Here is a 13,898-nt window from a genome sequence, read left to right on the forward strand (position 1 = left end):
TCCCCATCTGCATTTTTCACTTAAAACGACGCCATCGTCAACAAATCGTCTGCAATCGGCGTAAAGTTATTTAGTTTCTTATCAAAATTGCCGCTTTTCAAACTCGCTTACATTTAAATTATTTATCAAACCAAAACAGATCCGGATGATAGACGCCGAACTGCGCACCTGGGTTCCAGTTAAAAATTGCTTCTTCCGGAACATTTTTGAGCGTGTTCTTGACGATAATCGGCTGCAAAATGCCCCCGACGATACCAATTGTAAATTGTTGTTCCGCATGAATATCGAGCATTTCGCGCCAAATCGCCGCTTTCTCTTCCGTATCTGTTGATTTTAGCCATTTGTCATAGAGATCATACAATAGTATGGCTTCGGGTATATCCGCAGGCTCTCCGGACTTCCCTTTTGTTTCGTGATACTGGCCCCATTTCGGCCATTGATAACTGATCTGATTGGTTGGCGCCCGTGTCGCTGGGCTCGACTCTGCACTGGGAATTCCATTTTCAAACCCGGCCCAAACCGACATGACAGTTTCACCAGAGAAAATGCGATTACGAAACACTGCGCGTTGCGACGGTTTGGTAAATACCGAAATACCCACTTCTTGCCAGGCTTCATTTATCAGTTCAAGAATATCCGACTGTTCTGTTGTCTCGCCAGCGGTCTCGATTACAATGACAAACTTTTCCCCATCGGGAAGAAGTCGGTGACCGTCTTCATCGCGATCCGTCAACCCCATCTCGTCAAGCAATTCATTTGCAGTATCCGGATCATATTCCGCCCATTTTGTGCGCAATTCTTCCGAATAGAAATCACTCTGCTCTTGAACAGAATTATTCCCCTCAATTGCGAGACCGAAAAACAGGGTATCATTGATTTCCTCGCGGTCGATGGCCAGAGATAAGGCTCGCCGAAACCGTACATCGCGCATATAGCCGCGCCACATTTCATCTTCCGCATTAAGATTTGGAAAAAGTGCAAAATGGGAGCCACGAACTGTCGGCCAAAGCAACGTCTTGTAATTTGACCGTTCTTCGTTCTCTTTCAGAAATGTCGCATCTTGAAGCTGAATACCGCGGGCCTGTAAATCTGTATCCCCTGACGCGGCTTTGGCAGAGATTAGCTTACCTTCAGATACATTAAAAATGAGCTCGTCAATGTAGGGCAATTGACGCCCTTCCGTATCAATCCTATGGAAATAAGGGTTTCTTTCACCAACAAACCGCGTCGCCGGCGGCGAGGTCATATTGCGCCACGGCTGCAAAGTCGGCAGATTGGGATTATCAAACTTGTACAGATTGTCTTTACGATTATGTTCCGATGCCCAGGACTTCATCTTGATTTTTTGAATTTTGTTCAATTTCGAAACATCAATATATTTCCCATGAAATTTTTTCAAATAATGGGCCGGACTATAAATCAACAAAGGCGAAGCGCCCGCCAGAAGTGGCAGAAAATTCGGGTTTGGTGCATCCCATGTATAAATAACCGTTTCCGGATCCGGAAACTCGACTATCGGAAATTTTCCGTCAACCAATAGCTCCGCTGGCGGTCCCGCAGGGAACAGCTTGATGTTTCCGGCTACATCCTCCCACCAATATCTAAAATCTTCTGATGTGAAAGGCGCGCCATCCGACCATTTATGCCCTTCACGAAGTTTCAGGGTAAATTTCCGGCCTTCCATGACGTCAAAGGATTCCAGTATATCGGCTTCGAGCTGCAAATCCGGTGAATATCCAACGAGACGTGAATACCCGTAAACAAACATCAATTTGACGTCAGATGGATTGCCAATCAGCGTGTGCAGGCGTCCACCATATTTTCCCAATTCCTGGTCCTCACCAAGTTCAACAACACGCGGTGTCTTGGGTAATCGTTCGGTAACGGGCGGAAGGTTACCCTTCGCCACGGCGGGTTCTAAAAAAGGAACTTCAGTCGCCTGCGCTTGGCTCCAGATCAACAGCACAAGAGCACCTGCTACTAAATTCATCCCTTGCTTTACAAATCTTGACATCAAAGCCTTAACTCCTTCGCGTCGGTATCTTCACTTACGCGGACATAATGTCCGTCTCCAATATCCATCATAATCGGGCTACTACTCGTATTCACCGTAAAAGGATGCGGCCACATTTCCGGGTTCGATGCTTTCTCTTCCACCAAATGGGAAAAATCCAATCTTCTGTTCGGATCCGGTTCCGGGACAGCCGCCAGCAGCCGTTTGGTATACGGATGCACCGGATTTTTAAACAAAACGTCCTTCGGCGCGGTCTCAACAAGCCGGCCTTTGCACATCACAGCAATACGATCCGCGATGTAATCGACCACAGCAAGGTTATGAGAGATGAATAAATAGGTCAGCCCCAGCTCTTCTTGGAGGTCTTTCAGCAAATTCAGAATTTGCGCCTGAATGGAGACATCCAGCGCTGACACAGGTTCATCACATATGAGCAAATCGGGCTTTAACGCCAAAGCCCGGGCGATACCGATACGCTGCCGTTGGCCGCCAGAAAAAGAATGCGGATATCGCCGCAAAAAGCGAATATCCAACCCGACAAGGGTCATCAATTCCTTGACCGTTTCTTCGCGTTCTCTAACGGTACCAACGTTATGAATGACGAGCGGTTCCGAAATGATATCAAAAACCGTCATGCGCGGATTTAATGACGAAAACGGATCCTGAAAGATAAACTGAACCTTATTTCTGTAATCAAACAGTTCTTCACCTTTCATCGCCAGAACATCAACATCCCGTCCACGGTCGTTGTATGTCACCGATCCGTCGCTTGCAGACAAAGCCCGCAAGATCAGTTTGGACAATGTCGTTTTACCGCAACCGGACTCCCCAACAAGACCCAAACATTCGCCGGGACGAATGAAAAAGCTAACATTATCCACTGCCAGGACTTCACCGCCCGGTTTGGATCCAAATAATGTCGATTTTCGTGTCGTAAACGTCTTGGACAAATTCCGAACATCCAAAATCGGGCTTTCGTCTCCGCTGATAATCTCGCGGGGATTAGCTTGCTCGAGAAATCGGCTGTTTTTGTCGCGCTTGATTTCACGAATAGGCGTCAGGCGCTCGCCCGGTTTCATATTAAATCTGGGAATGGCGCGCATAAGAGCTTTGAGATACGGATGCTCTGGTGCCGCAAAAATGTCGTCAAGGGTACCTTGTTCCATGATTTTGCCATGATACATGACGACAATTTCATCGGCCATGCTGGCAACAACGCCAAGGTCATGGGTAATCATCAAAATGGCCATACCAAGTTGTTTCTGAAGACCCTGCATCAAATCCAATATCTGTGCCTGAATTGTAACGTCCAAAGCTGTTGTTGGTTCATCGGCGATCAAGAGTGCCGGCTTACAGATCATGGCCATGGCAATCATTGCCCGTTGCCGCAACCCGCCGGAAAGCTCAAAGGGATAAGTATGCAGCGCCGCTTCAGGTTCAGGAAATCCAACCAGCCGCAACATATCGACCGTTATTTGCTGGCCTTCCTCCTTGGATTTTTCGTGGTGAAGATGCAAGGCTTCAGATATCTGGTCACCAATCGTATGCAATGGTGACAGCGAGGTCATGGGTTCCTGGAAAATGATGGAAATACGTCCACCCCGGATACTTCGCATTTCCTTGCTATCGGGCTTGAGTTTCGCAATATCATAAAAAACACCCGGTTTTTCCGGATCGAAAAAGAGAATTTCACCGCCTGTAATACGGGCAGGTTTCGGTAAAATGGACATGATAGCCTGACTAATTACTGACTTACCGGATCCAGATTCCCCAACGAGTGCGACCGTTTTACCTTCCGGCACTCGAAAACTCACGCCTTCAACGGCTTTAATAATACCCTCGGCAACACGGAACTCGACTTTTAAATCTCTAACAAGGAGAACATTTGCCATTAGCCAAAAGTTCCCTTCGCATAGGATGGATATTCCGCAGAGCCCGTTATTCGAAGCGCCCGCAAATTGCGGATCGTCGACGCATCAAAAACGATCCCATTTGAAGAGGCCGCCGAATAGGCTAACCGCACCAATTGATCAAATTCCGAAATTGTTGAATCAATACCCAATCCCAAACCCTTACCTTTCAACTTGAGATGCATCCAACCCGCTTCCCGATCACGCCGTGTCGAGTAATAGCTAAGCTTGAAGTCTCCCAACTCCTCCCATTTGATGGCCCGGTTCATCGGACCGATCATAATTATTCCTTTTTGACTAACCTCTAAGCGGGTCAGTTGTCGAATAATTGTCCGCACTCCATAGCAAAAAAACAAGACAAACAGAAATGCCAACAAATAAACAATGACAGAAGAAGGGTTTAACAACAAGAGAGGAACTGACGTTAAAACAAGTCCGAATAACGCCCGGAAATAGCTTCCAAGTAAGTCTTGTAAGGAATATGCAAAAACTTTCATCATTTAACCATTACCATCGGCTGGATCGGCTTCTACTTTAGGCAGAAAAATATCTTCCGATATTTCATCAATCAGAGCAATTGCCGCCGGCAAGGGAACCCATCTAACGCTCGGATGGTTGCATAGAAATGACATGACTTTATAAATTTGCGCCCAAATTTCCTCATCATGCACCAGATGATGTGTCAATAATCCTGTTGGTTCTCGTACGTCCGCATGACCCGTTCTCCGCGCGATCAAATGCTCCAGAACCATTGTTAAAATCTGGCTTGTTTCAAGTGAACTGCGGCTCCCACGCCAATCTATCGGATCGACATGGGTATTGACTTCCACCATGCCGGCTGCCGGCACTGCCTTTAGCCTTGGTTTATATCTTGAAAGACCAATATACCCCAATTTCGGCAATTGTTGAAGCACCTCGTCATCAATTCTATTCCACGGGGGTACAAAAAACGGCAAAAACTGGTCGCCGAAAAGTTGGCTGAGAATATTTTGGCCATTCGTCAGATCAGCTTCCATCTCTTCGACTGGCCGAGCATTGGAAAATTCTGACTTTTTTGCGCTTGGATCCGCATAATTATGGTGATGAAATCCATGCTGTAAGATGAAACAATCTGTAACATAGTCTGTCAGGGACGAATCAACAGTTTCCGGTATGACAGCCAAGGCCAGCGGAATATTGAAGTGATCACGAAGACTAATAAGGCGGTCGAGAGCCGCAGATGGCGCAATGAGATCATCGTCCCGCCACCAGAATGTGGCCATGCGTTTTTCCGCCTGCCATAAATCAAGTTCGGCGGTGAGCGCCTCCCAGCTGGTCACGATGCGCTCCCGGTCCATTTCTTGATAAGTTCAACAGATTTTGCCGCGCCATTTGTGTCGATTTGTGCTGTTGCCGGCGGGCCTGAAAGCGCCTCTTCAATTTTGGCGGCAAGGATTTCGGCCGTCAGTCCCTTTTCGTCGGCAATTTGCAGCACACCTTTTTGTGCCAGCAAACGGGCACGCAGGGTTTGTTCGGTTTCAAGGCCGCCCGCGTATGGAACAATTACCGCCCGGCATTTCGCAAAGAGAACCTCCATCACCGTATTATAGCCGCCTTGGCTGATGGAAAGGGTGCAATTCATTAGTAAGGTCGTGAAGTCTGTTCGTGCCCTCTCGACAATCACGCCATCCGGAGCCAAAGACGACAACTCGTCAAACACGCTGTCTTCCACAGTTGCCCCAACCATCATCCGCCATGTCAGGTTTTTGGCTGAGCTCAATGCGCGCGCTTTCATAGCCGTCTTTAATAAATCGGTTCCCACGGCGCCGCCTCCGCTGGAGACGATTATTTCATCTTCCCCCGGCGCACCGCTTGGACCTTTGACGCCCGTCTGATCCACGACATATCCTGTATAGAACAATCGGTCGTGAATGCGGCTGGTATGCGGGAAAGTTTGATCGAGGGAGATCAAATCCGGATCTCCATGGACCAGAACATAATTAAAATAAGTTTCGACCAGGGACAGCATTTCGTCATTTCGGCCCGGTTTGTTCTGCGCAACAAGAATATCTCGGACAGAAGAGATAATCACTGGTGGATGATCGTCTGTTTTGGCCGCGTCCAGAAGCGGCAGCAGCTCAAACCTCATTTGCCGACGGCCGAAGGGAAAAAGCTCAAACATCAAAACATCGGGTTTAACCTCGCGCCACAGATCAAGCAATATATTGGCGCGTTTTTGCCGCCAGTCATCATCGATCTGTTCGCCCTCTTCATCTACCAGCACTTTAAAATACAAGTCCGTTGCCCGGGTTGCCGGCAGCTGCACCAAACGGGCGCCGCCCATATCGATCTCAATCTTTTGGCCTCCGGATACGACTGTGACATCGAAACCAGCCCGGACCAGATTTCTGGTTAGCGTGGCGGCCCGGCGTAAATGGCCAATCCCCAGAAGATGCTGGACATAAAAAAGTATTTTCTTCGGGGCGGGCATATTGGTCATTCGCTTTCCAGATTAATGTTGACGTGCTCAGGGCGGAGCGTGCCCGCCTCATCCAAGGTAAAAAGATGCCCTGCGGACCAGTTAAACTCAACCGGCAATTTATCGGTCATGTCCCAATTATAGGCAAGAGACTGGATGGCACGGATAACCCCTTTATGCGTGACAGCAATCGTATGCCCCGCAAGGTTCGCCAGCCAGGGTTTGAGACGGGCAATAACCATGGCGGGCGATTCTCCCTCGGGCGGTGTCATATGGCGGCCGCGAGCCTCGATTACAGACATCTCCGGCCCATAAACCTGGCGGAGCTCCTTAATGGTTTGGCCTTCCCATTTACCCCAATCCATTTCGATCAGCGCTGGCTCGAGCGGTGCGGGTCCGCCGCCGAGCAATTGTGCTGTTTCCTGCGCCCGGCCAAGCGGGCTTATTGACCAGGCATACCCATTGAATTCTTTCGGAATTGCACATTTTTGCAGCAACTCGATCCCTTCTTCGCATAACGGGATATCACGTCGGCCTTGAAGTTTTTTCTCCAGGTTCCATTGGGTTTTGCCATGGCGAATAAACAATATCCGCTTCATGCCAACACCTGCCCAATGTAGTGCTTCAGTGTCTCGGCTGCTTTTTCAATGCCGCGTTCTGACTGGACGAAGCGCTGCGCGGCTTGCGACATCTCCTCACGAACGGAAAAAGAAGCCAGTAGAAAATCTACTGTCTCGGCAAACGCGTCAAAATCCCCCTCTGGCGTTAGCAATCCTGTTTGACGGTCTTTCACCACGTCCGGAACTCCGCGAATTTTACCGGCTACAATCGGCAACCCGCAAATCTGCGCCTCTAAAAATGCCATGCCGTATGCTTCCCCATGGGCGGGCCAGACATAGACATCGGCAAATCTGTAAAAGGCCGGTAAAACCGCCGCCGGCTGCTGCCCCAAATAAACAACTCGGCCAGCAAAGGGCGACAGCAGCTTTTCAATGTCATCGCGGCGATCCCCATCGCCCACGATCAAGAGCTGCCAATCTTCTGTCTTTAGCCGCGGGAGTATCGATCGGAATTGCTCGTAGGAAACAAATTTGTCACCGCTCCGCATCATGGCAACCGCCAGCATATTCTTTTTTCCGCGTTGACCTCCTGCGGTCACAACGAGATCTTCCGTATTTACAGTTTCCTCTGCGGCGTCAAGAAAGGTCTTCGTATCCAGGAAGGGTGGCAAAAAAACCAGCCGGTCTGTGTCCGCAATGAGCGGTTTGAGGCAGGCGCCGTCCAAAGTCGTCATGTGAAACACGCATGCTGCCTGCGAAATCGCCTTGGCGGCCGCATCATACCCAAGTTTCCACGGCCCATTAGCCTGTTTTGGCGCATGGCTAGCCTCGGCGATAAAGTACGGTATGTTTAAGGCTTCACAAACATACGGTCCGATCCAGTCTGGGGATTTGTGATAAACATGATAGGTGAACCAGCCCGCCGGTATTTTAAACGGGGTTGCTCGCCACAGCTCGATCAACCGATCTGCCTCAAGGCGGCCTTCTCGTTCATTCTTAATCTGAGCCTGCACGTCACCTGAAGTCTCCAAGCTGCGAAACGTGGAGACAAGTTCAAGATCAAAGCCGGCATGTTCCAATGCCTTCCAAAGCAACCTGCCCATCCGTCGATCACCGGAAGGTGTCGGATGATCCGGTGGTTTCATAGGCGCATAAAAAGCAAGCTTCACTGGGCCTCTCCCAACTTCTCCGCCAATTTTCCAATCCATTTCCCGGAATCGAATTGCGTCCTCAATTTTACGTTCCCGGCCGCAGCAAATTTTTCGCGTAACTCTGGATCACGGCAGAATTGAAGAATGGCAGCGGTCAATGCCGCTGGCGCCCGCTCTGGCACCAACAAGCCTGTTTCGTTATCAATTATCAGTTCCGAAATCGCCGAGACGTCGGTCGCAATAACGGGCAAGCGCTGACTTTGTGCTTCCATCAATACATTGGGTAATCCATCGCGATCCCCATCTTCGGCAATCCGGCTCGCCAGCAGGAAAATATCAGAAGCCTGAAGCGCCAGCAGCACATCCTTTTGCGCCAAAGCGCCGCGCCAGTCAATCCGGTCGGCAATGCCCAGATCAACCGCCTGGGTTTTAAGTTTTGGTAACAAGGGGCCGCCGCCAATATGTGAAAAAGTCCAGTTCAAATCCGCCGGGAGGGCTGCCAAAGCGGTTAGCAAATCATCATAGCCCTTTTTAACGACTGCGCGCCCCACCGACACCAGTTTTACAGGGTCTCCAGATTTCTCGCCGTTCCGGGTAAAATCTCTCTTATCAAATTCCGAAAACCGGGATAAATCGAGGCCATGATACATCAACTCAACTTTCGTCTCATCCCTGGCGAGGCCCGACAAGTATTTCGTATTCACCGACGTACACGTTACCAACCATTGCAAATCATCCAGCTTTTCTCGGAGTTCCCATTCCGGTGAAGTCCAGATATCTTTTGCATGAGCGGAACAGCTCCAGGGCAGATCCCGTATCATGGCGGCATATCTGGCAACGGATGCTGGGGTATGAAGAAAATGTGCGTAAATTTGCGATACCGTCTCCGGGAGCTCGGCAGCCAGCACCAGCGCCTGTCCAAACCGCCGTATCCTGTTCGGCGTCCGGTCTCGTTTCAAATCTCTCAGCCAGGTTTTTCTCGCCAACTTATATCCGGGATTATGTCGAACAACCCGCCAGGCCCGAATAATCCGCATGGGTTCCTGGTACAAATATTCCGGTAGATAATTTACCGGTGACGAGATCTCATCATGGATAGGATGGGTCTTGGTATCCGTCGGATGACGCAGTGATATGAGTTGTAAATTCACGCCACGTTTCTGCAATGCAAGCAATTCTTGTGCGATAAACGTTTCCGAAAGCCGTGGATAGCCTTTTAAAACAACTGCTACTATCGGTACGTTCTGATCCTGCACGGACTCTAAATTCCCAAGGTTTTGACTATTTTGAACAGTCTTTGTTAAGGGCTCGGACGTGGAATATCAACAAACAATCCGAAAGCAGTACAATTGATCTTTCTCTGATTCTTGGTCACGATCTCGCTCTACTGCAAATTTCCTTCTTGCAGCCATGGTCAAAACTGTGAAAAACTAGCGAATTATTTTATCGCTTTTCTGAAGTGATTATTGGGGTGAGTGGGCGGACTGTGAATTATGGAACATAGTATTTATAAGTATATTCTGCGTCACAGTAAAAAGCAGCAAGTTGTACTTACGATAATGGCGGTTCTATCTTTCCCATTTCTGTATATTTATTTACAGATACCCGCAATTATTATTGACCAAGCCATTTCCTCCAAAGACATCTCCTTTCCCGTTGAGTATTTCGGTGTTGAAATAGACCAGTTTCCGTATCTGTATATGATGGTCGGCTTTTTCCTACTGCTCGTGGTCATTAACCAGGGTTTCAAATATGTCATAAACGTTTATCAGGGAATTTCTGGAGAGCGCATGCTGCGGCGTCTCAGATTCCAGCTCTACAGTCGCATTTTGCGATTCCCCATGCCGACATTCAAAAAGAAAAGCCCGGGTGAAATCATTCCGATGATTACGGCGGAAGTCGAGCCATTGGGCGGATTTATAGGTGAGGCCTTTGCGGTTCCCATCTTTCAGGGCGGGTATCTGCTGGTTATCATCAGCTTCCTGATCATTCAGAACTGGATTATGGCCGTTGCCGCAATTGCGCTTTACCCGCTGCAAGCCTATTTTATTCCCAAGTTGCAGAAAAAAGTAAATTTCCTCGGGAAACGGCGCGTCAAACTTGTCCGCGCGCTTTCGGATCAAATCGGTGAAACGGTGAACGGCGCGGAAGAGGTACATTCTCACGATGGTTCCAACTTTCTGAGAGCCCGTTTTTCAAACCAACTCGACAGCATCTATACCGTTCGATATCGCATTTACATTTTGAAATTTATCGTCAAATTCCTTAACAATTTTATTCAGCAGCTTGGCCCTTTTTTCTTCTACGGAATTGGCGGAACCATGGTGATCAATGGCACTCTGGAAATCGGTGTTTTGGTTGCGGCTATTGGTGCGCATAAAGAAATGGCGGCACCCTGGAAAGAACTACTTGCCTACTACCAACGGCGTGAAGATGCCCGTATTAAATATGGACAGGTGGTTGAACAATTTGAACCTGCCGGTATGCGCGATGAAAGTAATCAATTGGACGAGCCGGAGATCCTCCCGACCCTCGACGGCGAAATGATTGGTAGCAATATCGTCCTTGCGGATGACACGGGTTCAACTCTCCTGGAAGGTTTGAATGTTCGGTTTAGCCTAAAAGAGCGTGTTGCCATTGTCGGTCCCGCTGGATCTGGGCGTGAAGCCCTGACCAGAGTCCTGGCCAGAATTATTGACCCCGACCGTGGTAATTTGACAGCCGGTAGCATCGATTTAACTATCGCTCCAGAGGCTATCGTTGGGCGACGCTTTGCGTATGTAGGACAGCATGGATATGTCTTTAATTCGACTTTGGGAGACAATCTTTTCTTCGGGTTGAAACATCGGCCTCTCCATGAGAGTCCGTATGAAGGCGAAGGCAAAGCGCGACGTGATTTATATATTTCCGAAGCCAAGCTTACCGGAAACTCCCCTGATGATTTGAGCGCCAATTGGTTGGATTATGATCTCGCTTGTGTCGAAGATTCCCCTAGTCTCGACGCACGTGCCCTTGATGTCCTGGCCATGGTGGATCTCAGTGAAGATGTTTACCAGCTCGGATTGCGCAGTGCCATTGACCCACTGGAATTTCCCGAAGCAGCCGAACAGGTTCTTGCCGCACGGCGACGCTTTTTCGAAAAAATCGAAGGCGATCCTAGCCTCAAAAACATGATCGAAGCCTTTGAGCGCGATAGTTACAATACCAATGCGACGCTGGCAGAAAACCTACTTTTCGGCACGCCCGTTGGGACGGCTTTCGATTTGGATCGAATGGCGGAAAACTCTTATGTTCAAAAAGTAATTGAAGAGGCCGACCTGACCGAAACGTTCCTGCGTATGGGGTATCAGGTGGCTTCCTTGATGGTCGAACTGTTTGCCGGCTTGCCGCCAGATCATGAATTCTTCCAACTATATGGTTTTATATCTTCGGATGATCTGCCCGAATATCAGGCTATGAACAGCCGCATCGATTGGGATCACCTTGATCAACTGCGCGAAGAAGATCGATTGAGATTTATGTCCCTTCCTTTTAAGGTAATTCCGTCGCGCCATCGTCTCGGTGTGTTGACAGATGATATTCAGGAAAAAATCGTTGAAGCCCGGCACCAGTTTGCTGAAAACCTACCTGACGATCTGACCGGCAGCGTTGCCTTCTTCAATGCGGATACCTATAGTGCCGCGACCAACCTTCAGGATAATATCCTGTTCGGAAAAATATCTTTTGGCTATGCTCAGGCCGCGGAAAAAATTGGCGCCGTTCTGGCCACTGTCGTGGAAGAAATGGACTTAAAACGGACAATCAGTGCCGTTGGTCTGAATTTCAGTGTCGGCACGGCAGGAGCCCGTCTCAGCGCCGTGCAGCGGCAGAAATTATGTCTGGCACGGGCGATCATCAAGCATCCGGATATGCTGATCCTAAATCAGGCGACCTCATCATTTGATGCAGCGACAGAACAACGCCTTATGAAAAACATATTACAAGAGTTTAAGGGACGCGGACTGGTCTGGTCATTGGATCACGCGGACAAAACAAAGAATTTTGATCAAGTACTCGTATTAAAAAGTGGTAAGATCCAGGAAAAGGGATCCCCAGAAAAGTTATTTCCAGACGGCATAGAATTAGATGAAATGCCGTCGAATGCATAGATTGTTAGGAGATCTTCGATGAGCCTTAAAGAAGAAGTTGAAATCCTGCGGCAAATCCCCCTATTTGCAAAAATAGAGCCGTCAAAAATTAAATTACTTGCCTTCACCTCGGAACGGCTGACATTTCAACCGGGTGATCTGGTCTGCAAGCAAGGCGATAATGGTGACGCCGCGTATTTTATCATGGCCGGTAGTGCCGATGTCATTGTTGATACGCCTTCGGGCCCGCTCACCGTTGCCACATTGAGTAAAAACGACGTAGTCGGTGAAATTGCCATTTTGATTGATATTCCCCGGACAGCGACCATTCAGGCGGCGACAGAGCTGACGACTTTAAAAATCACCAAAGACGTGTTCTTCCGAATGGTCACTGAGTTTCCAGAAATGGCCGTTGAAATGATGCGAGTATTGGCGGAGAGGTTGGTCCGCACCACGGCAGAGCTTCAAAAAGCCAAGGAAAACAACGGCAACTGATCTGCACGGCACTTGACCGCTCTGCTGGAGCCGCATATGCAGAGCTCCTTACTGTTTTCAGAGTGGATATCGAAATGAAGATTGGCGTTCCCAAAGAAATCAAGCCTCAGGAAGGCCGTGTTGCCTTGTTACCGGAGCAGATTAAAAAGCTAACGGATGACGGGCAGGATCTCTTTGTTCAAGCCGGTGCCGGACAGTTATCGGGAATCTCGGATCAGGAATATTTGACGGCTGGTGCGACAATCCTGCAAACCGCAGCCGAACTATTCGGGACGGTAGAACTTATTGTCAAGGTGAAGGAAATTCTACCCGCAGAATTCGATCTCTTGCGAAAGCATCATATTCTTCTTACAAACATTCATTCTGCCAATGACCGTCCACAATTGGATCATCTTCTAAAAGTTGGGCTGATAGCCATTGCGGCTGAAGATACCCATCAATATGGATCCCCCAACTGTCCGCTTGCTGGTGAGGTCGGAGCCTTTGAAGGCATCCGCTTGTCGCTGGCTCATCACGGCGGAACCGGGCGTCATTTTATGTCTCATTTCGGGGCTCCCGTCTCCAAGGCGATTGTTCTCGGTCTCGGGCATGTGGGCCGGGGAGCGCTGAGAACGCTTCTTTCCCTCGGGGTTGAGGTTGTCGGCTTGGATATTAATGCGGGGGCACGAAAGCAAGCTAGTCTTGATTGGCACAACACCCCCTTTCGCGCCGATGACATTTCGAACCTTCATGACTATCTCGGTTCGGCAGATATGATCTTCAACTGCGTCATGTGGCCGAAACATCGCAATGATCATTTGATCCATCGCAAAGATCTTGCTTTGCTCAAACCAACCGCGGTTATTGTCGATATCTCCTGCGATGAAGGCGGCGCCATTGAGACCAGTCGGCCGACAAGTTGGCAAGACCCGGTGTACGTTGAAGACGGCATTCGCCATTTCTGTGTGGACAATATTCCAGGTGCTGTTCCCATTTCCTCTTCAGCTGGCTACGCCACTGCCCTATTGCCCCATATCAAATCCATTGCGAAACACGGTGCCCTGGATGCCTGCCGAAGGGATCCCTGGCTCGCGCGGGGTCTGAACTGTGTTGACGGCATCCTAACGCTGGAAGAAGCGGCGCGGGTTCAAGACCGTGCCTTTACGCCGACAGCTGAGATCTTGAACAAATAGAGTAGTAAAAA

Annotated in this window: 11 protein-coding genes; 3 read left to right on the forward strand and 8 right to left on the reverse strand. The window is 49.1% G+C overall.

Translation table 11 applies throughout. From position 1 onward, the window contains the following. Nucleotides 1-118 precede the first annotated feature (118 nt). Genes V7723_RS06740 through V7723_RS06775 form a run of 8 tightly spaced genes read right to left on the reverse strand, consistent with a single transcriptional unit; the run spans nucleotide 119 to nucleotide 9,349 of the window. Entirely contained in the window at nucleotides 119-2,014 is a 1,896-nt protein-coding gene (locus tag V7723_RS06740) for an ABC transporter substrate-binding protein (RefSeq protein WP_335683680.1), read from the reverse strand. Continuing rightward, the gene (locus V7723_RS06745; protein ID WP_335683681.1) at nucleotides 2,014-3,906 is read right to left on the reverse strand and encodes an ABC transporter ATP-binding protein; all 1,893 of its coding nucleotides are present in this window, start codon (nucleotides 3,904-3,906) and stop codon (nucleotides 2,014-2,016) included. The genes V7723_RS06740 and V7723_RS06745 overlap by 1 nt, the downstream gene beginning before the upstream one ends. Next, nucleotides 3,906-4,424 (reverse strand): hypothetical protein, encoded by a 519-nt coding sequence (locus tag V7723_RS06750; protein WP_335683682.1) that lies wholly within the window; start codon nucleotides 4,422-4,424, stop codon nucleotides 3,906-3,908. The genes V7723_RS06745 and V7723_RS06750 overlap by 1 nt, the downstream gene beginning before the upstream one ends. Then, on the reverse strand, nucleotides 4,425-5,243 hold the full coding sequence (locus tag V7723_RS06755) for a polysaccharide deacetylase family protein (protein WP_335683683.1): 819 nt from the start codon (nucleotides 5,241-5,243) through the stop codon (nucleotides 4,425-4,427). Further along, nucleotides 5,240-6,403, reverse strand: coding sequence for a glycosyltransferase family protein (locus V7723_RS06760; RefSeq protein WP_335683684.1), 1,164 nt, complete (start codon nucleotides 6,401-6,403; stop codon nucleotides 5,240-5,242). The genes V7723_RS06755 and V7723_RS06760 overlap by 4 nt, the downstream gene beginning before the upstream one ends. Beyond that, the gene (locus tag V7723_RS06765) at nucleotides 6,400-6,981 is read right to left on the reverse strand and encodes a histidine phosphatase family protein (RefSeq protein ID WP_335683685.1); all 582 of its coding nucleotides are present in this window, start codon (nucleotides 6,979-6,981) and stop codon (nucleotides 6,400-6,402) included. The genes V7723_RS06760 and V7723_RS06765 overlap by 4 nt, the downstream gene beginning before the upstream one ends. Then, nucleotides 6,978-8,111: a glycosyltransferase family 4 protein gene (locus V7723_RS06770; protein WP_335683686.1), complete on the reverse strand. Its 1,134-nt coding sequence runs from the start codon at nucleotides 8,109-8,111 to the stop codon at nucleotides 6,978-6,980. The genes V7723_RS06765 and V7723_RS06770 overlap by 4 nt, the downstream gene beginning before the upstream one ends. Then, entirely contained in the window at nucleotides 8,108-9,349 is a 1,242-nt protein-coding gene (locus tag V7723_RS06775; protein WP_335683687.1) for a glycosyltransferase family 4 protein, read from the reverse strand. Before V7723_RS06775 ends, V7723_RS06770 begins: the two co-directional genes overlap by 4 nt. 237 nt (nucleotides 9,350-9,586) lie before the next feature. On the opposite strand from V7723_RS06775, the gene V7723_RS06780 reads away from it, so the two are divergent. The 3 genes from V7723_RS06780 to V7723_RS06790 all read left to right on the forward strand — a co-directional run bounded on the left by V7723_RS06780 (nucleotide 9,587) and on the right by V7723_RS06790 (nucleotide 13,887). Beyond that, a complete protein-coding gene (locus V7723_RS06780; protein ID WP_335683688.1) occupies nucleotides 9,587-12,241 on the forward strand; it encodes an ABC transporter ATP-binding protein/permease in 2,655 nt (884 codons plus the stop codon). An 18-nt stretch (nucleotides 12,242-12,259) separates the two neighbouring features. After that, the gene (locus V7723_RS06785; protein ID WP_335683689.1) at nucleotides 12,260-12,715 is read left to right on the forward strand and encodes a cyclic nucleotide-binding domain-containing protein; all 456 of its coding nucleotides are present in this window, start codon (nucleotides 12,260-12,262) and stop codon (nucleotides 12,713-12,715) included. A gap of 74 nt (nucleotides 12,716-12,789) precedes the next feature. After that, nucleotides 12,790-13,887, forward strand: coding sequence for an alanine dehydrogenase (locus V7723_RS06790; protein WP_335683690.1), 1,098 nt, complete (start codon nucleotides 12,790-12,792; stop codon nucleotides 13,885-13,887). Nucleotides 13,888-13,898 lie beyond the last annotated feature (11 nt).

Source organism: Sneathiella sp. (assembly GCF_036960985.1).
Lineage (GTDB): Bacteria > Pseudomonadota > Alphaproteobacteria > Sneathiellales > Sneathiellaceae > Sneathiella.